Here is a 25,082-nt window from a genome sequence, read left to right on the forward strand (position 1 = left end):
TCTGCTGATACACCAGCTCCCACGGCGGGAAATCATTGGGCAGCATCCTCCACGGCGCGCCGGCACGAGCCATCCAGCGCAATGCATCAAACATGTCGCGCAGTTCGTATTTGCGCTGGGGCGCGTCAACGTCCATCAGCGTCAGATACGGCGCCGCGAAACTCCATTCCTCATCCGACACATCTGTCGGATACCCTTTGCGGTCGGTTCTTTTCATCCCGCCAGGATACCAGGTCTCAATCGAAGTTCCTAACACGCTCTAGAATTGCATTAGTTGTTCGGGGATTGCGACGCCCTCAGCGGCGAGGTCCGGAATTCGCTTGCAACCTTAGTGACGAATTGCTGTCTGTCAATTCGCCAGTTTGCGATTGCCGTGTTCTGACTGCGCTAGTAAGGCTTCGACGACCTCGAAACCGATGCAATCAATCGGGTCCAGCCAGCGTAGTTTGGCAATCAGCTTCAGTGCAAGGGCCCGTTTGCCACGCCGTACGCTGATGAACGCAAGCGCCTTTAGCGTAAAGAGCCAAAAGCGCGGCGGCCCGGGAATGGAGAAGTCCGCGTCGCTCGGCTGTACTGCGCACCAATCACTGCTGATCGACGCTTCCCAGGCAGCGACCGCCAAAGCCCTCGTTGCGACTCTGTGCGCCTCGCCAAGTTCTCCCCGGTTTGCATGGAACTTATATAGCAGATAGTAGGGTGGCAGGCAGCGCGGATAGGACAGGATGGCGGTCCACAACGCGGCGGCCACATCGTCATCGCTGCCGCGGCGGGTTCTCTCGATCAGCTGTAGTACGCCGGCCGGAACTTCACCGCCGAACAGATCCGTTGACTCGATACCAGAAATTAGATTCATCAAAGTTTCTCCGGATGTAATAAGGCGCTCAGCCGCGGGAGCGATACTGAGCTTGTTCGTTTAACCGAACTTGAACTGTATGCCATATCCCCCGCGCGGATAGGCCCATTCAACATTATGGTGTTCGGTGCACAAAATGCGGCAACTACCGCATTCGAGGCAGCCGTCGGTGACCAACGTGACTGAGCCGTCGTTCTCGTTCCGATAACAGGAGGCGGGACACACGAATGTACAGCTCTTATCTGTGCAATCGTTGGTGCAAATGTCCACGTCTTTTATGCGGACGTGCGGCCGCCCGACGTCCACTCGGTAGCGATTTTGAAACAGCTTTTCGTCGATGTTGGCAGTGATCGTATTGTTCATCGGAAAGCCCTCCAGAATTTGTATGCGTCGCCGATCAGCCCTGTCACCGAGCGACTTTTACGGAAGCTGGTTATGACCTCGCGTTTCTTGGTCTTCTTGTCGATGCCATCGACCGTCATCATCGTGCGGGCCGCTTTCGCGACGAGATCAGGGTATGTGGTAAAGAACTGGGGATTATGGTGTAGGATCTTCGGCATATCGCGGTACTTGTGCAAGTCCTTCATCACGAAACTCTTGTCTAGCGCGTCCTTATACGCTGACAGCGTGCTGGCACGGTAGCCGTGGCGGCCGGCCGCTTTGGCGGCTATTGCTGTCTCGGCGGCGAGGCGCCCCGTCGTCATCGCGAGATTGGAGCCCTCTCGGTGCGCGGCGTTGACGAAGCCGCCCGAGTCACCGATGATCATCCAGCCGTTACCGTATACTTGCGGGATCGCATTAAACCCTCCTTCGGGAATGAGGTGCGCGCAGTACTCCTTCATCTCGCCGCCCGCGATAAGAGGAGCGATGGACGGATGACGCTTCATTTTCTCGAGAAGCAGATACGGCGTTGTGCGATTAGAGTTCTTCTTGAAGTCGCTCAGCATACAGCCGACACCGATCGTCAGCGACTCTTTGTTCGTGTAAAGAAACCCAGTCCCTGCCATGCCATCTGTGATTCGTCCAACCATCTCTATTACAACGCCTTCTTGATCGGCAACGTTAAACCTCTCGCGAATTGCCTCCTCGGGCATGAAGAGGATCTCTTTCACAGCTAGTGCGACGTTGCGCGCTTCGATCTCACCATGAAAGCCCGCTTTGCGGGCCAAAGTTGAGTTGACGCCGTCAGCGAGAATCACGACATCCGCATAAACTTCGCCGTGTTCGCGGTCGCACTGGACGCCGACAACTTGGTCTCCGTCAAGAATCAGGTCATTCACCGTAGTCTCGCAGATCAGTAAGGCACCGGCCTCACGGACCTTCGACGAAAACCACTTGTCGAATTGCGCCCGTATGATCGTGTAGCGGTTATACGGTGGGTTGTTATAGTCGTCGCTACGCGTGTGTGTGCCCACAAACGAAGTATCGTCGAGCATCCACATGCGCTGTTCAATGATGTGGCGCTCAAGTGGCGCGTCGTCACGGAAGTCTGGGATGATTTCTTCAAGTGCATTGGCGTAAAGAATCGCACCTTGAACGTTCTTGCTACCGGGATATTCGCCGCGTTCAATTTGAAGTACTTTGAGTCCACCTTTAGCCATAACATAGGCCGCAGCGTTGCCCGACGGTCCGGCACCCACGACGATCGCGTCGAATTGCGACGATTCTCTCATCTAACTCTCCTGGTGTCTCGCATTTGCCGAAGTGCCAAGTGTTCCTTGCAGGCGTGCGTTAGCGCGGGCAGCAACTGCAGTGCGTCCCCGACGATGCCGTAATGCGCGCAATCGAAAATAGGTGCGTTGGGATCGGTGTTGATTGCGACAATCACGTCCGAGCTTTCCATGCCGACGCGATGCTGGATTGCCCCCGAGATGCCGGCTGCGATATAAAGTTTTGGCCGCACGGTTTTGCCAGTTTGCCCGACTTGTCGATCCGCCTCGACCCAACCTGCCTGCACGCACGGGCGCGTAGCGCCGACTTCACCACGGAGTACGCGCGCCAGATCAAACGCGAGTCGAAAATTCTCCGGAGTTTTGAGACCCTTGCCGCCGCTGACGATCACATCCGCATACGGAAGGTTGATCTGAGAACTCGTCGTATCGGCGACAAAGTCGAGCAATTTGGTGGCAATGTCGGCTTCGACGAGCCCCAGTGTTTCCTGCACGACCTCGCCGACGCGGCCTTCTTGCGCTGAGGGCATCGCCATGACCCGTGGGCGTACCGTCGCCATCTGCGGGCGATATGCAAGCGTCATGATCGTGCAGAGCAATGAGCCGCCAAACGTCGGACGGGTGGCCGCCAGTGACCGGGAGGTCGGATCGATGTTCAGTTCGGTGCAATCGGCGGTGAGCCCAGTGAGCAGGGTTGTCGCAACGGAGCCGGCGAGATCCCGGCCCATCGAGGTCGCGCCGAGCAGTAGAATTTCAGGGTGGTATTTGTTGACCAGATCGGTCAGCCCCTTCGTGAATGGCTCATTGCGATAACCACGCAACACTGGGTCGTGAATGACATAGGCTTTGTCTGCTCCAAGGCTGAACGCCTCAGTTGAAAACTTTTCGAGGGGCTCATCCGTGCCGCCGAGCACCGCCACGCAGACGTTGCTGCCAAGTTTGTCTGCAAGCTTGCGCGCCTCGCCGAGCAGTTCCCACGACACGCTATGCACGTGGCCGCGGTCGTGCTCAAGGAAGACCCAGACACCGGTGTAGTTTTTCAGATGTTCCGGTAGCTCCAGGTTGCGGCCTCCGGCATTCAAGGCCGGCTGCTTTTTCGTGGCAACGGTCGAGTTCATAAGTTCCTCTTCATTAGCACGTCTGCCTCCAAAGTCGGATGGCGAGCGAACATCCTATGCACCAGATCCAACGAGACGCCGCGCAGGCTCGCCATATCCACTGTGAGCATCTCGGCTTTTTGCTCGCGCGGTGTTGGGCCGAACACTTTGCTCACTACGGTATGTGAGCCTTTCAGCCCAATTTTGCTAACGTCCTCGATGCCGGCCTGCTCGCGATTCCATTTCCGTACCGGAAAAGCTGCCGCGTGGATCATTCTGGGCAGCGACGCGAAGCGAAGTTCGTTGGTGTTCTCAAGCATCGTCACCAAGCATGGCAATCGAGTTTTGAGTACGTGTACGCCGCCTTCTGCGCGACGCTCGACGACGATCGAGCGTGCGGTGAGGTCGATTTCCACGATCCTGGACACGTAGGTGAGCAACTGGAAGCCCATGCGTGTAGCGATGCCGGGGCCGACCTGAGCAGTGTCGCCGTCGATAGTCTGCTTGCCAGTAAAGATCATATCGACCGGCTGTTCCTTGGCGATTTGTCGGATCGCGGTAGCCAGCGCATATGACGTTGCCAGCGTGTCGGCGCCAGCGAAAGCGCGATCGGTGACGAGTACAGCCTCGTCGGCCCCATAGCTGACGCATTTGCGAAGTGCGTCTTCAGCCTGCGGCGGCCCCATGCAGAGTGTGGTTACAGTACCGTCAAAGAGGTCCTTCAGCCTCAACGCTTCCTCCAGCGAGAACAGATCGTACGGGTTTACGATGGCTGGGACGCCTTGACGCATGATGGTGTTGGTGACAGGGTGAACGCGGATCTGTGCCGAGTCCGGTACCTGCTTGATGCAAACGACAATATGCATTGGGTACTCCGGGGTCAGGCGTCGCCGCGTGCTGGCAGCGACGCGCGCAGCTGGTCAAGTGAGACGACCCGCCGTCCGTCCGATTCCTGAAAGACTCTGAAAACCTTTTGCTCTGCGGGCGTGGACAAGACGAAGTCGTTGTAGGCCTTATTCAGTAAACATCGATAGATAGAGAACACAGCCGCCGCGTTATTACGCGGTAGCGCCTTCTGTTGCTCGATGTACTGAAAAAAACGCTTGAGAATGTGCAGGCGGCTGACGTTCACTACCTTCTCATCGTATGAAATGTCAAAGAATTGCAGGAAGTCTTCCGCGGACGACAGGCGATGCAGTTGTTCGATAACTTCTTGCACGTAGTTTCTCCTATTGGACCAATGCGCACCCGATGACGGCTTCAAGACACCTTAACTCGGGTGCCACGTGCTTGGGTCAGGAAGCGATGCAGATCGGCTGTCCCCGGCGCCTGTTTGTACTGTGTGGCAAATGACCGGATACGTGCAAGCAACTGGGGCACAAGCCGCTCAGACACTTTGACGCCAAGAGCGTCGTAGGCGTCACGCACACTTTGGGATCCAGAATGTTTGCCGAGTATCGTCGACCGGTGCCGGCCTAGTTCTGCGGGATCGAATCCCTCGTAGGTCGTGGGGTGCTTCGAAAGGCCGTCGGTATGAATGCCTGACTCGTGCGTAAAGACGTCCCTACCAACAATGCTCTTGTTGGAGGAAATAGCGCGGCCAGACGCCCGTTCGACCAGCGATGAGATGTCGCATAACGCAGTTGCGTCAATGCCGGTGTCTCGTCGGAGCAGATGTCGCGTGCCCATGACGACTTCCTCAAGCGCTGCATTGCCGGCCCACTCACCCAGGCCGTTGACGGTAGTGCTGGCGTGGGTCGCCCCTGCCGAGAGGGCCGCTAGCGTGTTGGCGGTGGCGAGTCCGAGGTCGTCGTGCGAATGGATTTCGATTTCCAGGTCCACGGCGGCGCGAATTGCTGCGATAGCGTGGAATGTCTTGAAAGGATCCAATATGCCTACGGTGTCCGCAAATCGAACGCGCTGAGCCCCATGCTGCTCTGCGCATCGCGCAACTTCTAAGATGAACGAGGGGTCCGCACGCGAGGCGTCTTCCATACCGAGGGAGATCTTGGGGTGGCTTTTCGCAGCCTTACCAATGACGCGTGCGATGCGCGCTAGCACCCAACTACGCGGCTGTCGTAGCTTGTGTTGCAAGTGAATATCCGATACCGGGACCGAAAGATGAATCATGTCGGCATCGCAGCGTAATGCCGCGCTGAGGTCCTCGTCGGTGAGTCGCCCCCAAACCATCAGACGAGCGTCGAGGTTCATGTCGACAATCGCATCAATGCACGCCATTTCGTCTTCGCCCATGGCTGGAATGCCGATATCGAGTTCGGAGACGCCAGCTTGCGACAGCGCGGCGGCAATCGCGCACTTTTCCTCTGTGCGAAATGCGACGCCAGCGGTTTGCTCGCCGTCGCGGAGTGTCGTGTCATTGATGATTGGGTTGCTCATGTCGGATCGCTTCAGTTGTTGGCCATGGGTTGCAAACGTTGTGCCAGGTGATGGTCTACACGTCAAAACAACGCTTTGCGGTACCCTGTCGGCGCCACACGAACGGCCGAAGCTTGCCCTTCAGGCGGAGGATCGCGGATGCCCCACGCGCGCAATGCGGCAGTGCCGGGTGATTGAGAGCGTATAGTGGCCTACCAAAAGCAATTTGTGCTCACGACGAGTGCGTTATTTCTGTCGTGACAGCGACAGAATACGGCTTGGTTGTCGGCTTTTGGTCAAGACGCGTAGGAAGAACATTGAGTTGGTTGGCCAACTCACGTACCGATACCAATGGAGTTCGAGTGAGTGGCATGGATTTCGCTGATAAAGCCGGCGAACCACTGGAGGCTTTGGAGAGAACATCCATGCAAGATTGCGCGAATGCCAGCACGCTGTCCTCGACTGCGCCTGTCGGCATCCAAAAGACACTAACCCTGAGGGTGACCGGACATGCGCTTGTTCAGATCGACGGCTGCGACACCCACGGCCGCGCAGACAAGTCGGGCTGCAGTTCGTCGGACGTGCCTGAGCGCGAGCCGGCAGAAGTATGGGAAAGGATAAGCAAGCATCCTTGTTTTTCGGAAGACGCGCATCGCCATTACGCGCGAATGCATGTGGCGGTGGCGCCCGCCTGCAACATCCAATGCAACTACTGCAATCGTAAATATGACTGTTCCAATGAGTCGCGACCCGGCGTCGTGTCGGAGAAGCTGACGCCGGAGCAGGCCGTGAATAAGGTTATGGCCGTCGCGGCCAAGATTCCGCAGTTGACGGTGTTGGGCGTTGCGGGTCCCGGTGACTCGCTCGCCAATCCAAAGAGGACTTTTGACACTTTCCGTATGCTCCGCGAGCGCGCTCCGGACATCAAACTATGTCTGTCAACGAACGGACTAGCGTTGCCGGACTTTGTCGATGAGATTTGCAGCAACGCTGTTGAGCATGTGACGATCACCATCAATATGGTGGACCCCAACGTCGGTGAATTGATCTATCCGTGGATTTTTTGGGACCACCGGCGCGTCAGGGGCAAGGAGGCCTCGCAGATCCTTCATGAGCGGCAAATGCAAGGGCTCGAAATGCTCACGGCGCGCGGCGTGTTGACGAAGATCAACTCGGTGTTGATTCCGGGCATAAATGACGAACACCTGATCGAGGTGAACAGCGAAGTGAAGAAGCGCGGTGCTTTCCTGCACAATATCATGCCGCTCATCTCGGACGCTGAGCATGGCACGTATTTCGGACTGCACGGACAGCGTGGCCCTACTGCTAGCGAGTTAATGGTCGTGCAGGACCGTTGCAAGGGAGGCGCTACGTTAATGCGCCATTGCCGTCAGTGCCGTGCGGACGCAGTAGGTCTACTGAGTGAGGACCGCCGCGACGAGTTCAAGCTCGACGGGATCGACGACATGGAAACTAGGTCCGACGCTAATTACCGTCGGGAACATCAGCGCCGAGTGGAAGTGCAACGCAATGCGCAGCGCGACGCGAAACAGACTGCAATGGCTTTGGTGAAGGCGAGCGAAGTGCCGGCCGACCTGAAGGTGCTGATCGCTGTCGCGACGAAGGGAGACGGCCGCGTGAACGCACATTTCGGGCATGTCTCCGAGTTCCAGATTTTCGAGGTCAGCGCTGGCGGAGTGATCTTTGTGGGACACCGCCGCGTGGAGTCGTATTGTCGGGGCGGCCATGATGATGAAGATCGCCTGCCACCGCTCATACACGCGATCAGCGATTGCCACGCTGTACTGGTTGCGAAGGTCGGTTTGTGTCCGCGCAAGGAGCTGTCGCAGGCGGGCATTGAGCCGGTGGACCAGTACGCGTACGAAACAATCGAAAAAGCCGCGCTGATATGGTTCATCGAATATTGCAGCCGCATCACGAAAGGCGTGACCGTGCACGTGGAGCGTGGCGCCCCCGGGATCCGGCAGAAGACGTCGATCACTGCGACGGCTGCTGCTGATTGAGCGGCAGACGGACAAATGGATCGGCGCTGCCCGCGCGCTATACAAACCATCATTACAAGGAGTGCCATTATGCCCCTGAAGATCATTGCCTCGACCTGTACCGGCTGCTCGGCCTGCGAGCCGCAGTGCCCGAATGTCGCCATAAGCGAGAAAGGTGGCGTGTTCGCGATCGATCCGAAGAAATGTACCGTATGCGAAGGACAGTTTGATACTCCGCAGTGCTTGGCGGTTTGTCCCGTGGACGGGTGCATTGTGATGAGCTAGCATCGCTAGCCGCGGGCAGCACATTGACGAATCGTCAAACGACTGCTAACTGTTACCATGCCGACATCATGTTGACCAAATTTTCTGTTACCGCTGCCGCGGAAAAGTTTATGCGCCGTGTGGTGCGTTTTTCCGGCTTGCCATCAAGTGCTGGTTTTCGTCTTCTTGTCAGGACCGGCGGATGCTCTGGATATGACGCCGAATTCAGTGCCGAAGTAGAGGCTCGGACCGGCGACGAGACCATCGAAGTCCACGGACTGCGAATTTTCTTGCCGGCAGAAAGCCGCGTTTTGCTAGATGGTCTGAAGATCGACTTTATCGAAACGCCAGATCGGTCAGGTTTCGCATTTATTAAGGAGGACCAACGGTCGGTCGTCGCGGTCAGTGCCGATGTCGCTCGGATTGATGTGAGCGCGATCGGACGCGGGTGACGCATTCATCGACCGCAGTTGTCTTGAGCTAGCAGTTCGGTATGTCACGGAGGAAAAGTATGACTGGAACTGACAACGATGACCTCATTGAGCTCACATTTGCGCCTCGCTTCAGCATTGGTGAGCGCGTCGCTTCGCGCTTCTCCATCCGTAACGACGGCACCTACGCCGGTAAGGCTTTGGGTGAATCGCTCGTCAGCAAAGGCGACGTGGGGTATGTGATCGGAATCGAAACCTTCCTGCAACGGTTCTACATCTATGCAGTTCACTTCGTCGAAATCGACCATCGCGTCGGCATGCGCGCCAAGGAGCTATGCACGCTCGACCACCTTCCCCATGACGTGCTCGCCCGTTTGGGCGAGCATGCGGCCGATCTATGCTGGATAGGTCTTCGTATCCCCGAGGGAACTGACCACAATGGAACCGTCGGACGCGGCTCGTGTAATGGGCATGGTTATGATGCACCGGACGGTTCGCAAGTCAACGGAGCCCGTCTAGTCGTCGGCAATCCGCGTCACGGAGTTGCGGGACCTTTGCAACGGCGAAGTCTATTTTAGGCCGGTGCGGAAGCGGCTTTCTGGTTAAGGCTTGGAGGCTTGCCGAAATGGCCAGAAATACGTGGTGCCTGCGAGTCTTGCGATGCGCTCAATCAGTCAATTTTGACGGGCAGGCGGTCGCTGCACTGAGGGCGAGATCGCGCCCGGCTGGACGGTCGTAAGGGAAGAAGGACGATATCGGTCTATCAGAGCTGGGAGGCACTGGTCGCAGTACAAGAGCCACCTACGACGAGCGCTGTGCTTCTCGGCCCGATCGTTAGATTTATTGGATTTACTTGTTGAAGTGCGAATCTTTTAACCGACCTTGGAACTCTCAACGTGAAACTAATGATCCGCATGGACAGGAAAGGCATACTCAGCGCCTACGTGCCAAAGAAGGATCTCGAGGAGCAGATCGTCTGCATCGATGGCAAGAAGATGTGGGGCGGAGTGATAACGCTTGCGAACGGCTGGCGATTCCAGCTGCCGGAGATGGCGGCCGATACAACGCTTCCTGTCACCGTAGAAGCGCGTCGCGTCGCGGGTGAGCCCGACTGACATGGCACTTACAGCAGATCAGATCAGTACTATCGCCGAGTTGATGCTGAGCGAACCGACGCTGCTGGAGGCTGCCGCAACCTGGCGGAAGTCGTATCCCGATGTGCGAGTCATTCGGATTAGCGCGGTCGAGCTTGTCAATGAAAAACCCCTCCTCCAGTTTCGGGGCCGCCGCGTTTATCTCGCGACGTCGACAGGTGTCTGTGTTTCCGTGACAACAGACGCAAGTGAGGCCAATATGCTCATCCTTGCAGAAGACGGAGTCTACGATGGAAACTGAGGGAATTTCACTTACTGAGCCTGCGTGCGGGCCGCGGGAGGTCGAGCTGGTTCACGCGGTCCTGCAATCGTCGTGCTGGAGCGACGGACCAATGCTCGATTCTTTTGAGACTGCATTCGCAGGCTGGAGCGGCCGTGTCCATGCGGTCGCAGTGGCGAGCGGGACGCTCGGCACTTGGATTGCGCTGCGTGCGCTCGGCATCGGTCAAGGCCATGAAGTCATCTGCGCATCGCATACATGGCATCAGATCGCGCATGCGATCACCCTCGCTGGCGCGACACCGGTGTTTGCCGACATCGACTACTGGAGCGGTTGCCTCGACGCGATGAAGGCACAAGAGAAGATTGGAGATCGGACGCGTGCAATCCTTGCGGGAAATACGAACGGACATCCGGCCGCGTGGCAATCGTTGCGCGAGCTTGCCGATTTGAATGGTCTGAGCCTGATCGAGGATAGCACTGAGGCGCTCGGATCACGCTACCGCGGGCGCTGCGTGGGGTCGTTCGGTAAAGTGACGGTTTTTGACTTTTCGCCACCCTCCGCGTTGTGTGCGGGAGAGGGCGGAATGCTCGTCACGGACGACGACAGCTTGGCGCACGAACTGCGTTACTTAAGGCGACGTCTGAGCGCCGATCGAAAGTCGGTCTCCCTCGGTGCCCGGGTGCCGCTGCAGGCGGGTATGAGTGAAATCACCGCCGCGCTCGGCCTCGCACAACTGGCAGGGCTCGAGGAGCGGCTCGCCCAACGGAAGCGGGTCGAAGCCTGGTATCATGAAGCGATGGAGAGCTTCGAAGGCATCAAACCACCGTATCAGGCGGAGGACGTGGACGAAGTGAATTGGATGCTTTACGTCGTGCATCTGGGCAAGAGGTTTACTCACAGCGCGCGTGCTCAAATGATCGACGACATGCTGGCTTCCGGGGTAGAAACGGCAGCCTACAGCCATCCGTTGCATGAGCAGTTTCATTACATGAAGGCCGCCGATGCTATTGGAGGTCGACGAGGCTGTCTGCCCGATACCGAGCGGATTGGCGATCGAGCACTCGCGTTGCCGCTGCACACTCAGCTTACTGTTCAGGATGTGAAGTACATCGTCAAAACTTTGAAGGACACGGCGACCAACGTCGGTGCGGGGGCCGCGATCTATCTCTAGGTAGAACAACGGAAAGAGAGAAGAAGGTAACATCGGCCATGTTGTCGCTGCGCCTTTATTAACCCTCACGCAACAGTTTGCTGCGGTCCGCCGTCGAGTAGTTGCTGAAATGTCCCTCGTGCGCCGCTTGACGGCGGGCCGCAGCGATGATTGCCCTGCTGCGCGCTGGGGCGGACGGTGCACTGACCTGCTTCTCCAGTTCGGTGCTCTGACAGCGGGGGCAGGCCACGGGCGAGTTCGTGCGCACGAGAGTTTCGAAACGCAACCTGCAGTTGCGACATACATAGTCGTAGAGCGGCATGACGAGGGGCAGGTCAACGGGAAACATTATCGGAGAAGACGCCGCGCGCGCTCCCCGGGTCATAATAAGGCGATTCGCCGGCTGAGACCAATTTGGGGCTCCTGCGTTCGTGTGCCGCGTGCAGTAACTGGAGTCCCAAATCGGCAGCCATGTCGAGGGCGTCACGGCCGTCTGGCGCAACGAGACTGTCATTCGCGCCGAGCGACAGCAACAGCCACATAACCTCAATTCGACCGGTGGCGGCCGCCTGCATCAGACACGTCATATCGTCCGCGTTTAGGTGATCAAGAGCGAGTCCTGCACCGACCAACCGAAGGATCGGTCCTGGTGCGCCGCCCAAACATGCATACCACAGCGCATGGTTTCCTTCGTCGTCGAGGGCGCTGATGCGTGCGCCTGATTCGAGTAGCGCAGCGACAATGTAGTCTTCGCCGTGCAGCGCCGCCAGCATTAAGGGCGTAATGCCGTCAATGCTGCGCGATTGAGTGTCCGGGAAGTCGTGAGCATCGAGCCATTTCGCAACCGCCACGCACGGAGGTGCATGAAGATCTGCGTCGGCGTTCGCGGTATCCGTGTGCGTGTGGCTCGGGCTTTCGAGTAGGGGAGTCTCGAGTGACGCGGTTTGACGTGATGCGGTCTTGGTGCGCAGTGACATGCTTTCGCTCCGGTGGAGGTGATTGGAATCGCCGTCACATTCTGAAACGCGAGGCAGCGATTACATGCGGGCGACCTGCCGTGACGCTGTCGTCAGACGGGCCTGTTTTCATTTGGATCGCGAATCGGTCCCATCAGTTTGAGGCCTTCCGCGTAACTTATCGTGTCAAAGGAAAAGCTAAATTGCATCGCCGCATCGACGATAGCATCGAGCTTCCCGGCAGTGTCTGTCCTCTTGAGGTCGCCCTTCTCCAGGTAAAGGAGTTCGAGCATCTCGTTGTAGACTGTCGATTCGAGTATCGGCAAAACATAAAACGTCGCTTCTTTGTACGGCACCTGAAAGCGGCTGGACAGATCGATGTTGTCACAGAACAGGAAGTACTTGCCGTGGTGCGACAGGGCCTCGCCGAGTACTTCTCCGACATTCGTCAAGTGTTCAAAACTCAGTAACCAACCTGCGAAGAATTGGACGTGTGGGTCGCCAGCATTCGCGACAGCCATCACCTGCTCGCAAGAGAGCTCGGGCGGACGGGCCTCGTCGGCGAGGTGAGGCCCAAATCGTAGCGCCAGCTCACCGCGAAAGCCGAACCTGTCAGCCGCATTTGTGCGGCCCTTAAAGACGGGGTTGAGGAGGCGCCCCTCGCGATCGAGGCGGGCAAATGGTGTCCCACTGAGCGCAGGAGAGGTTAGCGTATCAGGCATTCTGTAATCCTAATTGGAGAAATAGCGTGGCATAGTTAATCTGGTGCTGGATCGTGCCTTTTCAGCGGGCAGCCAGAAACTCGCAACATCCGTACCAATGCTGCATGCTGGCCAATACTGCGGTAAGCCGGGTCAAGCGGGCGACAACTCTGCACGTGGATGTCCATTTGGGGCAAAGGGGCGTGCGGTTTGTCAGGAAGACGACGTCGAAATTGTCGGTGGCCGAAATTGGAGAGTTTGCGGATGGCCTCGCTGAGCAAGCATTTGGCGGATTCAGGGGCTTGTGGCATGGACGTTGCAGGGACGAAGGGCGCGGACACACTCCGGCCGATGCGTGACTCTAGAAGAAGACCATATAGACACAGCAGGCTGAGGACTTGGTCGTGGCTTTTCAGTGCTGATTCGCACCTATGGTTTTACCTTCTAATCTCAATGGAGTAAAACAATGTCTCAACTTCGACAAATTGCCTTCTACGGAAAGGGCGGCATCGGTAAGTCGACCACGTCGCAGAATACGCTTGCAGCGCTTAGCGACCTTGGGCAAAAGATCTTGATCGTTGGGTGCGATCCCAAGGCCGACTCGACACGTCTTATATTGCACGCGAAAGCTCAGGACACCATCCTCTCTCTCGCGGCGGAAGCCGGTTCGGTCGAAGACCTCGAACTCGATGACGTTATGAAGATAGGCTACAAGAATATCCGCTGTGTCGAGTCGGGCGGGCCTGAGCCAGGCGTCGGCTGTGCGGGTCGGGGTGTCATCACATCGATCAACTTCCTTGAGGAGAATGGCGCCTACGACGGAGTCGACTACGTGTCATACGATGTGCTCGGCGACGTCGTTTGCGGTGGTTTTGCAATGCCTATTCGCGAGAACAAGGCACAGGAAATTTACATCGTGATGTCGGGAGAAATGATGGCGATGTACGCCGCTAATAACATCTCGAAGGGAATCTTGAAATATGCGAACAGTGGGGGTGTGCGTTTGGGCGGACTCATTTGCAACGAGCGCAAAACCGACAAGGAACTTGAACTGGCCGAATCAATGGCAGCGATGCTAGGCACTAAATTGATTCACTTCGTCCCGCGCGACAACATTGTGCAGCATGCGGAACTTCGTCGGATGACCGTGATTGAGTACGCGCCGGACAGCGAGCAGGCTGGGCAATATCGCGCGCTTGCGGAGAAGGTTCACCATAACGGCGGCAATGGCGTGATCCCAACCCCGATCACAATGGATCAGCTCGAAGACTTATTGATGGAAAAAGGAATTATAGTGCAAGTCGATGAGTCCCAAGTCGGCAAGACCTCCGCCGAGCTCACCGCCTGACGAGTGCTGGACGACGGTAGCCGTGCAGCGCACGGCTACCGTTTCCGCCAACGACAGTCTTCACTTATAGGATTTTCAATGACCGCGACGGTTGAAGAACGCAAAGCTGCTAATAAGGCCTTGATTGACGAAGTGCTGCGAGCTTACCCTGAAAAAATGGCTAAACGGCGGGCCAAGCATTTGGGTTCCTTCGAACAGGGCAAGCCTGACTGTGGTGTGAAGTCAAACATCAAGTCTTTGCCGGGGGTGATGACGATTCGGGGCTGCGCTTACGCGGGCTCGAAGGGCGTCGTCTGGGGGCCGATCAAGGACATGATTCACATCAGTCACGGACCTGTCGGATGCGGGCAGTACTCGTGGGGATCGCGCCGCAACTACTACGTCGGGACGACAGGAATCGATGCGTTTGTCACGATGCAATTCACGTCCGACTTCCAAGAGAAGGACATTGTGTTCGGCGGCGACAAGAAACTCGATAAGATCGTCGACGAGATTCAGGAGCTGTTTCCGCTGAACAGGGGCATATCCGTCCAAACCGAATGCCCAATCGGCCTCATCGGTGACGATATTGAGGCAGTATCTAAAAGGAAGAGCGCGCAGTACGGCGGGCACACGATCGTACCGGTGCGCTGTGAGGGCTTTCGAGGCGTATCGCAGTCACTCGGGCATCACCTCGCAAACGATGCGATTCGCGACTGCGTGTTCGACCGCGCCGAGCCGAGACAGCGATCCGCGCTGGAGTCCACGCCGTACGATGTCGCGATCATTGGCGACTACAACATTGGCGGTGATGCGTGGTCGAGCCGCATTCTCCTCGAGGAAATGGGCCTGCGGGTCATCGCGCAGTGGTCAGGCGATGGCACTCTCGCAGAACTTGAGAATACGCCGCGATCTAAGCTCAACCTGCTTCACTGCTACCGTTCGATGAACTACATCAGCCGGCACATGGAGGAGAAGTATGGCACTCCATGGGTCGAATACAATTTTTTCGGCCCGACAATGATCGAAAAGAGCTTGCGCGAGATTGCAAGCCGATTCGACGACACCATTATGGAAAACGCCGAGAAGGTGATCGCAAAATACCGTCCGTTGATGGATGCCGTCATAGCCAAATATAAGCCGCGGCTTCAGACGAAAAAAGTGATGCTGTTTGTAGGTGGCCTTCGCCCACGCCACGTAATAGGCGCGTACGAGGATCTTGGGATGGAAGTTGTCGGTACCGGCTACGAGTTTGCTCACAACGACGACTACCAGCGCACAACGCATCACATAAAAGAAGGCACTCTGATTTACGACGACGTGACTGGCTACGAATTCGAGAAGTTTGTCGAACATACGCGACCAGACCTCGTCGGCTCCGGCATCAAAGAAAAATACGTCTTTCAGAAGATGGGCGTCCCATTCCGCCAGATGCACAGCTGGGATTATTCTGGCCCATATCATGGCTACGACGGCTTCGCTATCTTCGCGCGGGACATGGACATGGCGATCTCGAGTCCTGTCTGGAGTCTGTCGAAAGCACCGTGGAAGAAGGCGGCGTGAGCGCTGTTAGCGGCATGGCCGCGCTGATCGCCGGTTGCATAGAACATCAATACAGGAGCCAATCATGCCCCAATCAAGCGACAAAATTCTCGATCACGAACTGCTGTTTCGCGAGCCGGAGTATCAAGAGCTCCTTCGCAATAAGAAAGATAACTTCGAGTTCAACCATTCCGACGAGGCGATAAAGCGGGTTGCCGAATGGACGAAGACAGAAGATTATAAACTGAAGAACTTCGCCCGTGACTCCCTGACCATAAATCCAGCCAAGGCGTGTCAGCCTCTTGGTGCCGTATTCGTCGCGAACGGATTCCATAAGACACTGCCTTTCGTGCATGGCTCGCAGGGCTGCGTGGCCTATTACCGTTCGCATTTTTCGCGACACTTTAAAGAGCCGACGTCGTGCGTCAGTTCGTCCATGACAGAGGATGCGGCCGTGTTCGGTGGTCTGAACAACATGATCGACGGTCTCGCGAATGCATACAATCTCTACAAGCCCGACATGATCGCCGTATCCACGACCTGCATGGCGGAGGTGATTGGCGACGACCTCGACGCGTTCATCAAGAATAGCAAGCAGAAGGGCAGCGTGCCACAAGATTACGACGTGCCGTTCGCGCATACGCCCGCGTTTGTCGGCAGCCACGTGACCGGCTACGACAATGCGCTCCAGGGCATCCTGAAGTACTTTTGGGACGGCAAGGCGGGCACTACTGCACCACTTTTGCGAGTTCCTGACGAGAGCGTGAACTTTATCGGAGGGTTCGACGGCTTCGTGGTCGGAAACATGAAGGAGATTCGGCGTATCTTCGATTTATTTGGCGTAAGCGTGAATATTATTTGCGATCCATCGGGAACTTGGAACACGCCGACTGATGGCGAATTTCGGATGTACGAGGGCGGGACTACGAAAGAGGAGGTCGAACGTGCGCTGAACGCCAAGGCAACGTTCGTCTTTCAGGAGTATTGCTGTGAAAAGACCAGCAAGTTCCTCGCCGATCATGGCCACGAAGTCGTGTCACTGAATGCGCCTGTCGGCGTTTCAGGTACAGATCATTTCCTCATGGAGATTTCGCGCGTGACGGGAAGACCAATCCCGGCTGAACTTGAAAGGGAGCGTGGGCAACTAGTTGATGCGATGGCAGACAGTCAGGCGAGTCTGCACGGCAAGCGGTATGCGCTCTATGGCGATCCAGATCAGATGCTCGGTTACACGAACTTCCTGCTTGAGTTGGGCGCGGAGCCGGTGCACGTGCTCTCGACGAACGGTAACGAGGGGTGGGCGGAAAAGGTTAGGGCATTGCTGGACGCGTCGCCATATGGTGAAGGATGCAAGGTCTATCCAAAGCGCGATCTATGGCACTTGCGCTCGCTGCTATTTACGGAACCAGTGGATTTCCTGATCGGCAATACACACGGAAAGTACTTGGAGCGCGACACTGGTACGCCGCTCGTCCGACTCGTGTTTCCGATTTTCGACCGCCACCATTACCACCGCTATCCGACGTGGGGGTATGCGGGGGCATTACGCGTTCTGTTAGCGCTGCTGGATGAATTCTTCGAGACACTCGATGCAAGCACGATTGACATCTCGAAGACCGATTACAGCTATGACATCATCCGGTGAGGGGTGGACCCGTTCGGGGCTGGGCTCAGTGTCGAGTGCTAAAAGGGGTGGCAGTTCAACCCGCCGGAAAGCATGGATATTGGGTCTCCCTAATTGCTCGACGTCGCTGGATTCGGCTGCGTTGCTGTTCCAATAGCATCCTCAAGACCGAAGCGCGAAGGCAAGAATCGACATTAGGAGCGGCGCGACGATTGCTCCGGACCTTTCGCGAAGCGTCGGCGGTTAGTCGACCAGAAGATGACGGTCGACTCCTCCGCGCTGCATTTTGCCATTCATAGCGCTACTTAGAGGCGTTAACAAAATGAGTCCTTCAGCCTTCGCCAAGAGATGATGCCGCAGGGGAGTTTGATGAAGGCTTGGTGGATGAAGGCAAGGCGTTCGAAGCGGATGCGCAGTCGCCGGAAGTTGTGAAGCCACGAAATGGTTCGCTCGACGACCCTGCGGGTTTTGCCAAGGCCGCTGCCATGAGGGCGGCCACGTCGGGCGATTTCGGTAGCGATGCCGGCTGCGTGCAGCGGACGGCGGTATTTGTCGTGATCGTAGCCCCGATCGCCCTGAACGATGCGGGGCTTCGAAAGCGGCCGGCCGCGCTTGCCGGCAATGGGTGGGATCGCATCAACCAGCGTATGAAGCTGGGTGAGATCGTGACGGTTGGCGCCGGTGAGGATTGCCGCGAGCGGGATGCTTTGAACCAGGTTGCGCGCGGACGGTGGGATTCGGTCCCGTTTTTGACCTGCACCCACCGCGCGGATCGAGGAGGAGTCGACGAAGACACGGGACCAGTCAATCCGGTCGGACTCGCGTAGCTTCGCGAGCACCACTTCGTGTAGCCGGTGCCAGACGCCGGCAGCCTGCCAGTCTCGTAGACGGCGCCAGCAACTCATGCCACTGCCGCAGCCCATCTCGCGGGGCAGCAGGTCCCAGCGCAGGCCCGTCTGAAAGCTGAACAGGATGCCGGTAAGCATGGCCCGGTCATCCAGTGGTTTGCGTCCGGGATACCGTGAGCGGCGAGGTTTGGGTGGGGGCATCAAGGGTTCAATGAGTGCCCACAACGCATCAACGAGTAGTTTGGCCATGGCCTCCTCGTCACCGAAACAATGACGAGGTTAACAGCAATCGTTGGAAGTTAACAGATCAAAGCAATCATTTTGTTAAGGCTTCTTAGTGCTACTGAGAGCCACACGGCATATCGCAATCCCACGATCGGTTGCAAAACATTTCGGGAAGCATTGCGCAATTCGGAGCGCGGACGGAGAAGTGCAAGAACTCATATGGCCTGCGACGCGGTAACGCACACAAGCACTGCGTAAAACATCAGTTGATTGCGATCAACGCTATCGGCCACGAATTCGGACACAGTGTAGAAGGTTAATGGCTAAAGGTAATGACAATGATAAAGCAACTCCGTAATGTGGCTGCAGCACTACTCCTTATGTCGCCATTTGGACCGCACGCAGTTAACGCCGCCGACAGTGAAGTCGTCGGAAACTACGTAGGTGATTGGTTGGTACGCCTCCGCGCGATAAGCATTGAACCGCAAGTTCGCAGCACTGACACGCTTTCCGCGCTCGATGTCGGCGTAAGCAACGCGCTGGTGCCAGAGGTCGATTTCACTTATATGGTACGGGACAGCATCGGCGTGGAGTTGATTCTTGGTACCTCACGTCATCACCTGACGTCGAATCTCGGCGACCTTGGTGGCGTTAACGTGCTGCCACCGACATTGTTATTGCAATATCATTTTAATCATGCGGGACGCGTTCGACCGTACGTTGGTGCCGGACTCAACTACACGCTCTTCTATAACAACGGATTGCATGCGGGAGGTGTACCCGTCTCTATAAAGAATCACAGCTTTGGTCCTGCGCTGCAGGTCGGGATTGACGTGCAGGCATCAAAGAGTCTATTCGTTAACGCCGACATCAAGAAGATATGGATGAAGACTGACGCATCGCTTGGCGGCTCGACAATTGGCGCCTTGCATCTCGATCCGCTGGTCATTGGTATTGGCGTCGGGGTGAAGTTCTAGACGTTGCGAATCTCAAGCGACAGACGGTTCAGTGAACGGCTGGCTTCGCTCCTTGTACAGTGGTTAACTTGGGAGAAGATAGGGCATGACAGAGAGGAAAGCTTTTAAGGAGTGGTTAATCCCTATCGGTGGTTGGCTGTTCGTTTCTCTTGCTGGGTGTAGCCCCAAGTTTCTCGTCCTGAGTCCCAAGGGTAGCGTAGGCGCGGCGGAGAGATCACTCATCGCCTCGGCCACATGGGCCATGCTGCTGATCGTAGTTCCCGTTATTATCCTCACGCTTACCTTCGCGTGGCGCTACCGCGCGTCGAACCGCAGCGCACGCTACGTCCCGACCTGGGTTCACTCAACGGCGATTGAAGTGGTGGTCTGGGCCATACCCGCTGCCATCATTCTATTCCTCGCCATCCTTACGTGGCGTACCACGCATGAGCTCGACCCTTATAAACCACTGGAATCGGACGTGAAGCCCATCAACGTCGAAGTCGTCGCGGTCGACTGGAGATGGCTCTTTATCTATCCTGACCTCGGCATCGCTACAGTGAACGAATTGGCGGTGCCTGTCAGCACGCCGGTCAATTTTCGCATCACGTCGGACTCGGTGATGAACTCTTTCTTCATCCCGCAACTTGGCACTCAAGTCTACGCGATGGCCGGCATGCAAACGCGGTTACACCTGATCGCCGACGAAGCGGGCGACTTCACGGGCTTCTCGTCGAATTACAGCGGCAAAGGCTTCTCCGATATGAAGTTCCGTACGGTGGCTACGAGCCAGCGGGGCTTCGATGCGTGGGTGGAGACGGTAAAAGCTTCATCGACCCAGCTTACGATGGATCGGTACGCAACGGTCACGCAGCCGCACGCAAACGCGCCCGTGCAGTACTTCTCGAAGGTCGACCGGAGGCTTTTCGACAAAATCGTCGGCAAATACAACAACGGCAACGTCGCGGATTTCACTGTCTCATCGTGCGTAACCAAAGGGTAAACAGCCATGTTCGGAAAACTCACATTAGACGCGATGCCTTTCGATCAGCCCATCGTCATGGGGGCGTCGGTGTTTATGGCGCTTGTTGTCCTCGGCGTGTTCTGGCTGGTCACCTTAGAAGGCAAGTGGAAGTACCTCTGGGTCGAGTGGCTCACGAGCGTGGACCACAAGCGCATCGGCGTCATGTACATGATTGTAGCCGTGCTCATGTTGGTGCGCGGCTTTGCCGACGCCGTAATGATGCGCCTTCAACAAGCCGTGGCGTTCAATTCGCCAGGCTATCTGCCGCCGGATCACTTCGACCAGATCTTCACGGCGCATGGCGTCATCATGATCTTCTTCATGGCGATGGCGCTCATGGTAGGCTTCTTCAATCTCGTCGTGCCATTGCAGATCGGCGCGCGCGACGTGGCGTTTCCGTTCCTGAACTCGCTTTCCTTCTGGTTGACCGCAGTCAGCGCGGTGTTGATCAATCTGTCCCTCGTAGCTGGCGAATTCGCGAAGGTCGGCTGGCTCGCGTATCCGCCGCTTTCCGAGCTGAAATTTAGTCCTGGCGTTGGAGTGGACTACTATATATGGTCGATCCAGCTCTCGGGTGTCGGCACCTTGATGTCGGGCGTGAACTTCTTTGTCACAATCATCAAGATGCGCGCGCCGGGGATGTCGCTCATGAAGATGCCCGTGTTCACATGGACGGCGCTCTGTTCGAATGTCCTCATCATGGCGACGTTTCCCATTCTCACGGTCGCCGTAGCGCTGCTCGGCCTCGATCGTTATATTGGCACGCACTTCTTTACGAACGAACTTGGTGGCAACGCCATGTTGTACTTGAACCTGATTTGGGCGTGGGGCCACCCCGAAGTGTATATTCTAGTGCTGCCCGCTTTCGGCATCTATTCGGAAGTGATGGCTACCTTCTGCAAGAAGCCGCTATTCGGTTACAGGACGATGGTCTACGCATCGTGTGCGATCATGTTACTTTCGTTTCTTGTTTGGGCGCACCACTTCTTTACCATGGGCTCAGGCGCCGACGTCAACGCATTTTTCGGCATCGCCACAATGATTATCGCGATTCCGACCGGCGTCAAGATCTTCAATTGGCTATTCACGATGTATCGCGGGTGCGTTCAATTCGCTGCGCCCGTGTTCTGGACCATCGGTTTCGTGGTGACGTTCTCTATCGGTGGCATGACCGGCGTGATGATGGCGATTCCGGGCGCGGACTTTGTGCTTCACAATTCGCTTTTCTTGGTCGCTCATTTTCATAACGCCATCATTGGCGGTGTGGTGTTTGGCTATTTAGCTGGCCTGCAGTACTGGTTTCCGAAGGTGTTCGGTGTCAAGCCCGATGACAAGCTCGGCAAGGCGTCGTTCTGGTGCTGGTTCGTCGGCTTTTATGTGGCCTTCGTACCTGTTTATGTGCTCGGCTTAATGGGCGCGACGCGCCGCACAAATCACTATGATGTGGCTGAATGGCAACCATACTTCATTGTTGCGGCGCTCGGCGCGGCGATCATCGCGGTGGGGATCCTGTTACAGGTTCTGCTGTGGGTGATGGCATTCGTGAACCGCAACGAGGCCGAATACAAGGATATGACAGGCGATCCATGGGATGGGCGCACGCTCGAATGGGCAACTTCCTCACCGCCGGCGGTCTACAACTTCGCTCTCGTTCCGAAAGTGGAGGACATTGACGCCTTCGCGTACATGAAAGAAACGGGCCGCGGCCTTGGGCTGGCGTCAAAGTACGTGGACATCCATATGCCATCCAATACGTCGGCGGGTTTTTTCACAGGGATGTACAGCTTGGTGCTGGGTTTCGCGGCCGTATGGCACGTCGCGTGGCTCGCTTTGCTAGGTTTCATTGGGATCGCCCTCACGATGATCATAAAGAGCTTCGACAAGAACGACGGATATTACATTCCCGCGGCGATGGTCCGTGAGATCGAAGAACGGCGGTTTGGCACCGGAGACCCGATGGGGATTAACGGTTCAGTCGCCGAGGAGGCTTACTGATGTTACAGAAAACCGTTGGCGCAGATTTTTCAGAAGTCGATTATCAAGATCATCCGCAATCGCACTCGGTGTTCGGCTTCTGGGTGTATCTGATGACCGACTGTATGCTGTTCGCGGCGCTCTTTGCTACGTTCAGTGTGCTGAGGCACCAGTTCGCCGGTGGCCCTACGGGTCACGATCTCTTCGATCTAACCGGCGTGGCGCTGGGAACCTCTGTGCTATTGCTTTCTAGTATCACCTATGGTTTCGCGATGTTGGGTGTGCCGCGGGCAAGGAGCGGTGTCGTGCTCGGTTGGCTCGTGATCACATTCATTCTTGGCGCGTCGTTCCTCGCGCTCGAACTTCGCGAGTTCTCGCAGCTGATCGCGGAAGGCGCGGGCCCGCAGCGCAGCGCGTTTCTCTCAGCCTTCTTTACGCTCGTCGCTGCGCACGGAATTCACGTTTTCTTGGGCCTGCTGTGGATGCTCGTACTGATGATGCAAGTGCTGCGGGTGCCTCAGCTTGGTGAGCAGGAGGTCCGCCGGCTAACGTGCCTGAGCCTATTCTGGCACTTCCTCGACGTAGTATGGATCTTCGTGTTTTCTTTCGTCTATCTGGGGAGCATGCTCTAATGGCTTATGCGCAGACTCACGCGGGGTCTCATGGCAGCCTCACTAGGTATCTCGCGGGCTTCTTTCTTTCGGTATTACTTACGGCCGGCGCATTCGGTATTGGGCTGTACGATGCCCTCGATGCAACTACGGCCATGATCGCGATCGCCGTACTCGGCTTTGTGCAAGTTGTCGTGCACCTTGTGTGCTTCCTACATCTGACCCTCTCGCGTGGGCAGGGATGGAACGTGCTTTCACTCTGCTACACCATACTAGCCGCTGCGTTCCTGATCCTCGGCACGGTCTGGGTGATGCAGAACGTCGGTATGCTGATGATGTCGCGTTAGTCAGTTGCCTGCGGGTTTTGTTTTCCGGCGCCGGACATGCACTAGCCCCGCACCCACTTCCATGCGAGCTGGGTTCCCGCGAAACGCCGATTCCGCTCCACGCAACAGAATCGCATCAGGAATATGTTCCTCTGCCATGTGATCCGTACACCTATTCGCCTATTTGGTTGATCGCTTGCAGTTTCACCTAAACAAGCGAGTTATGGCCGTCGGTTTCGAGCGGCGGCCAGTGAATGCCGCGGGTTCGGTTCGCAATCGTCGGTTTTTGTCGGCACTTTTCAGGGACCAAAGGCTCAGTCGCCCCGCTTGCGCTGTTGACGACAGTACGTCAGCTAAAAGTGAATTCGGTGTGCTGAAGCGACGCGAGCAAGGTGAAAGATATACGGAGCAATTTGCATCGCGCCCCTGAGAACCGGCCAATGGTGAGGCCTATGATTAGCCAGGCGGCATGCTTGATCAAGGCCTTACCGGACAAAGCCGTGACGACGCTTCGGACGTCGACATCCGGCACTCGCGGTCGACAAGCACATCCAGCCGAGTTCTTCGAACATCATCGCTTGCGCTCAATGCACGACGCCGAAGAACAAAATTGCGCCTTCGGCTGCGTCAGGCCCGCCTTGAAGTAGCCTTCCAACCGGTCGGCGGTCACTTCGTCGAGAATGAAGGGCGGGTGAATGTAGCCCGCGGCGAATGCCTGGTCGTACCAGTCGCTGAGCCACGCGCGAAGTTGGATCATTTCCTTCGGCAGAATGCTCAAGGCATCGTCGTGCGTATTTCTTTCCCCGGCTCGCTGAACGATGAGGCGGCGGTGAGAAGACGTGCCACGTTGCGTTGGCATGGCGAGAGAGGTAGACCGAGCACGCACCGGTCGGCGGACCCATCTGTATGCGCGCGCGGCATGTTCCCACGTGAAACGAAGTGGTCCAGCAGGCGGACAAGCGCCCAGTAATTGCGCGTCGGGCCAACGAGCTTTTCGTGTTTAGAGCGCAGCGATGTGTAGGCCGCGATGGTTTTCCCCTCGATCTACGATGGTTCGATGGTATGGCGATCGGAGCGGGCGTCCAATCGGAGCCGGACGAATGTTGTCTCACGAAGCGCTGGTTGAAGCCGTCAGGACTTCCTGAATCGGATCGCCCTTGTGCGGCGGAAATTGAAGGTTTACCTATCGGCGGGCTTTCTGCGCTAATGGCGTCAGGATGTCCTGACGCGTGATTCAGGATCTCATACTCTGATTTTGCAGTAAGCGCTGAATGCGGTAGGAAGTCTGCTAGTCGATAATGAACATGAAGACATGCAACGTCGACTTGACGAATTATGATGGGCTATCTGTCGGAGAGGGAGAACGTCGTCTCGCAGATCGACGCGATATGTCTGCGACTGTTCGACACTTGGTGCGAGACGCGCAGCTTGACGGCACTTGCGTATCTGATGCTTTGCTGGCCATTGCGCGACAGTAGCCCCAGCGCGCTCAGGCGCCTTGGCGAAACACTTCGCGATTTGCGGCGGAATCACGCTAATCGGATCGACGACTGTGACTTCCGCGCGCTCTGCGAAGTGGCAGATCTGATCGACGAATTGGCCGCGCCGTGCAGAGTCACGCTGATGGCGCGAGCGGAGTAGGGAGAGAAAATGCAAGCATAAGCGCAAGATTCGTGGAGCGTGCGGCGGATTTGACGCTGCGGTGCGCGTTGTCGCAGCGGACCTTGAAGCCGACAAGGGCGCGTAG

Annotated in this window: 29 protein-coding genes; 16 read left to right on the top strand and 13 right to left on the bottom strand. The window is 56.8% G+C overall.

Features of this window, described 5'->3' with window-relative positions; all coding sequences use genetic code 11:
• From AB3X89_RS34560 to nifV, 8 genes are all read right to left on the bottom strand, one after another.
• Positions 1-217 (bottom strand): transposase (locus AB3X89_RS34560; RefSeq protein WP_368587283.1); only part of this gene is annotated, 217 nt, incomplete at its 3' end.
• Positions 218-349: 132 nt separating this feature from the next.
• Positions 350-853 carry a hypothetical protein gene (locus tag AB3X89_RS34565; protein ID WP_368587260.1) on the bottom strand — a complete coding sequence of 168 codons (504 nt, stop codon included), beginning with the start codon at positions 851-853 and terminating at the stop codon, positions 350-352.
• A gap of 60 nt (positions 854-913) precedes the next feature.
• Positions 914-1,216, bottom strand: coding sequence for a ferredoxin family protein (locus AB3X89_RS34570; RefSeq protein WP_368587261.1), 303 nt, complete (start codon positions 1,214-1,216; stop codon positions 914-916).
• Positions 1,213-2,526 (bottom strand): FAD-dependent monooxygenase, encoded by a 1,314-nt coding sequence (locus tag AB3X89_RS34575; RefSeq protein WP_368587262.1) that lies wholly within the window; start codon positions 2,524-2,526, stop codon positions 1,213-1,215. Before AB3X89_RS34575 ends, AB3X89_RS34570 begins: the two co-directional genes overlap by 4 nt.
• Positions 2,523-3,641 carry an electron transfer flavoprotein subunit alpha/FixB family protein gene (locus tag AB3X89_RS34580; RefSeq protein ID WP_368587263.1) on the bottom strand — a complete coding sequence of 373 codons (1,119 nt, stop codon included), beginning with the start codon at positions 3,639-3,641 and terminating at the stop codon, positions 2,523-2,525. The genes AB3X89_RS34575 and AB3X89_RS34580 overlap by 4 nt, the downstream gene beginning before the upstream one ends.
• A complete protein-coding gene (locus AB3X89_RS34585; RefSeq protein WP_368587264.1) occupies positions 3,638-4,486 on the bottom strand; it encodes a nitrogen fixation protein FixA in 849 nt (282 codons plus the stop codon). The genes AB3X89_RS34580 and AB3X89_RS34585 overlap by 4 nt, the downstream gene beginning before the upstream one ends.
• A gap of 14 nt (positions 4,487-4,500) precedes the next feature.
• Positions 4,501-4,839 carry a nitrogenase stabilizing/protective protein NifW gene (gene nifW / locus AB3X89_RS34590; RefSeq protein WP_368587265.1) on the bottom strand — a complete coding sequence of 113 codons (339 nt, stop codon included), beginning with the start codon at positions 4,837-4,839 and terminating at the stop codon, positions 4,501-4,503.
• A gap of 41 nt (positions 4,840-4,880) precedes the next feature.
• On the bottom strand, positions 4,881-6,017 hold the full coding sequence (nifV, locus tag AB3X89_RS34595; RefSeq protein ID WP_368587266.1) for a homocitrate synthase: 1,137 nt from the start codon (positions 6,015-6,017) through the stop codon (positions 4,881-4,883).
• 404 nt (positions 6,018-6,421) lie between these two features.
• On the opposite strand from nifV, the gene nifB reads away from it, so the two are divergent.
• The 7 genes from nifB to AB3X89_RS34630 all read left to right on the top strand — a co-directional run bounded on the left by nifB (position 6,422) and on the right by AB3X89_RS34630 (position 11,242).
• Entirely contained in the window at positions 6,422-8,020 is a 1,599-nt protein-coding gene (gene nifB / locus AB3X89_RS34600; protein ID WP_368587284.1) for a nitrogenase cofactor biosynthesis protein NifB, read from the top strand.
• A 69-nt stretch (positions 8,021-8,089) separates the two neighbouring features.
• Positions 8,090-8,284, top strand: coding sequence for a 4Fe-4S binding protein (locus tag AB3X89_RS34605; RefSeq protein ID WP_368587267.1), 195 nt, complete (start codon positions 8,090-8,092; stop codon positions 8,282-8,284).
• A 68-nt stretch (positions 8,285-8,352) separates the two neighbouring features.
• Positions 8,353-8,715: a HesB/IscA family protein gene (locus AB3X89_RS34610; RefSeq protein WP_368587268.1), complete on the top strand. Its 363-nt coding sequence runs from the start codon at positions 8,353-8,355 to the stop codon at positions 8,713-8,715.
• A gap of 59 nt (positions 8,716-8,774) precedes the next feature.
• Complete coding sequence (locus tag AB3X89_RS34615; RefSeq protein WP_368587269.1) at positions 8,775-9,272, top strand: nitrogen fixation protein NifZ; 498 nt, start codon at positions 8,775-8,777, stop codon at positions 9,270-9,272.
• 318 nt (positions 9,273-9,590) lie between these two features.
• Positions 9,591-9,809: a putative nitrogen fixation protein NifT gene (gene nifT, locus AB3X89_RS34620; protein WP_184228259.1), complete on the top strand. Its 219-nt coding sequence runs from the start codon at positions 9,591-9,593 to the stop codon at positions 9,807-9,809.
• A 1-nt stretch (position 9,810) separates the two neighbouring features.
• Positions 9,811-10,089: a hypothetical protein gene (locus AB3X89_RS34625; protein ID WP_026228609.1), complete on the top strand. Its 279-nt coding sequence runs from the start codon at positions 9,811-9,813 to the stop codon at positions 10,087-10,089.
• Positions 10,079-11,242, top strand: coding sequence for a DegT/DnrJ/EryC1/StrS family aminotransferase (locus AB3X89_RS34630; RefSeq protein ID WP_368587270.1), 1,164 nt, complete (start codon positions 10,079-10,081; stop codon positions 11,240-11,242). Before AB3X89_RS34625 ends, AB3X89_RS34630 begins: the two co-directional genes overlap by 11 nt.
• A gap of 58 nt (positions 11,243-11,300) precedes the next feature.
• On the opposite strand, the gene AB3X89_RS34635 is transcribed toward AB3X89_RS34630, so the two are convergent.
• From AB3X89_RS34635 to AB3X89_RS34645, 3 genes are all read right to left on the bottom strand, one after another.
• Entirely contained in the window at positions 11,301-11,543 is a 243-nt protein-coding gene (locus AB3X89_RS34635; RefSeq protein WP_035491037.1) for a zinc ribbon domain-containing protein, read from the bottom strand.
• Positions 11,544-11,556: 13 nt separating this feature from the next.
• Complete coding sequence (locus AB3X89_RS34640; RefSeq protein WP_368587271.1) at positions 11,557-12,198, bottom strand: ankyrin repeat domain-containing protein; 642 nt, start codon at positions 12,196-12,198, stop codon at positions 11,557-11,559.
• Between the two features lie 92 nt (positions 12,199-12,290).
• A complete protein-coding gene (locus AB3X89_RS34645; RefSeq protein ID WP_018435028.1) occupies positions 12,291-12,899 on the bottom strand; it encodes a hypothetical protein in 609 nt (202 codons plus the stop codon).
• A gap of 445 nt (positions 12,900-13,344) precedes the next feature.
• Between AB3X89_RS34645 and nifH the strand changes: the two genes are divergently transcribed.
• From nifH to nifK, 3 genes are all read left to right on the top strand, one after another.
• The gene (nifH, locus tag AB3X89_RS34650) at positions 13,345-14,226 is read left to right on the top strand and encodes a nitrogenase iron protein (protein WP_368587272.1); all 882 of its coding nucleotides are present in this window, start codon (positions 13,345-13,347) and stop codon (positions 14,224-14,226) included.
• A 78-nt stretch (positions 14,227-14,304) separates the two neighbouring features.
• The gene (gene nifD / locus AB3X89_RS34655) at positions 14,305-15,768 is read left to right on the top strand and encodes a nitrogenase molybdenum-iron protein alpha chain (RefSeq protein ID WP_018435030.1); all 1,464 of its coding nucleotides are present in this window, start codon (positions 14,305-14,307) and stop codon (positions 15,766-15,768) included.
• Positions 15,769-15,832: 64 nt separating this feature from the next.
• Complete coding sequence (gene nifK / locus AB3X89_RS34660) at positions 15,833-17,392, top strand: nitrogenase molybdenum-iron protein subunit beta (RefSeq protein WP_368587273.1); 1,560 nt, start codon at positions 15,833-15,835, stop codon at positions 17,390-17,392.
• Between the two features lie 293 nt (positions 17,393-17,685).
• Here nifK and AB3X89_RS34665 read toward each other — a convergent pair whose 3' ends face one another.
• Positions 17,686-18,468, bottom strand: coding sequence for an IS5 family transposase (locus AB3X89_RS34665; protein ID WP_368587274.1), 783 nt, complete (start codon positions 18,466-18,468; stop codon positions 17,686-17,688).
• A 314-nt stretch (positions 18,469-18,782) separates the two neighbouring features.
• Here AB3X89_RS34665 and AB3X89_RS34670 point away from each other — a divergent pair, with 314 nt between their 5' ends.
• From AB3X89_RS34670 to cyoD, 5 genes are all read left to right on the top strand, one after another.
• A complete protein-coding gene (locus AB3X89_RS34670) occupies positions 18,783-19,421 on the top strand; it encodes an OmpW family protein (RefSeq protein WP_368587275.1) in 639 nt (212 codons plus the stop codon).
• A gap of 85 nt (positions 19,422-19,506) precedes the next feature.
• Positions 19,507-20,403: a ubiquinol oxidase subunit II gene (gene cyoA / locus AB3X89_RS34675; RefSeq protein ID WP_035491054.1), complete on the top strand. Its 897-nt coding sequence runs from the start codon at positions 19,507-19,509 to the stop codon at positions 20,401-20,403.
• A gap of 6 nt (positions 20,404-20,409) precedes the next feature.
• Complete coding sequence (gene cyoB / locus AB3X89_RS34680) at positions 20,410-22,419, top strand: cytochrome o ubiquinol oxidase subunit I (RefSeq protein WP_368587276.1); 2,010 nt, start codon at positions 20,410-20,412, stop codon at positions 22,417-22,419.
• On the top strand, positions 22,419-23,030 hold the full coding sequence (gene cyoC, locus AB3X89_RS34685) for a cytochrome o ubiquinol oxidase subunit III (RefSeq protein WP_368587277.1): 612 nt from the start codon (positions 22,419-22,421) through the stop codon (positions 23,028-23,030). The genes cyoB and cyoC overlap by 1 nt, the downstream gene beginning before the upstream one ends.
• A complete protein-coding gene (gene cyoD / locus AB3X89_RS34690) occupies positions 23,030-23,356 on the top strand; it encodes a cytochrome o ubiquinol oxidase subunit IV (protein ID WP_368587278.1) in 327 nt (108 codons plus the stop codon). The genes cyoC and cyoD overlap by 1 nt, the downstream gene beginning before the upstream one ends.
• 550 nt (positions 23,357-23,906) lie before the next feature.
• Here the strand turns inward: cyoD and AB3X89_RS34695 are convergent.
• Complete coding sequence (locus AB3X89_RS34695; protein WP_368587286.1) at positions 23,907-24,113, bottom strand: hypothetical protein; 207 nt, start codon at positions 24,111-24,113, stop codon at positions 23,907-23,909.
• Positions 24,114-24,670: 557 nt separating this feature from the next.
• On the opposite strand from AB3X89_RS34695, the gene AB3X89_RS34700 reads away from it, so the two are divergent.
• A complete protein-coding gene (locus AB3X89_RS34700; protein ID WP_368587279.1) occupies positions 24,671-24,976 on the top strand; it encodes a hypothetical protein in 306 nt (101 codons plus the stop codon).
• The last annotated feature ends 106 nt before the right edge of the window (positions 24,977-25,082 follow it).

The organism is Paraburkholderia sp. BR14320 (genome assembly GCF_040948665.1).
GTDB classification, from domain to species: Bacteria; Pseudomonadota; Gammaproteobacteria; order Burkholderiales; family Burkholderiaceae; genus Paraburkholderia; species Paraburkholderia youngii.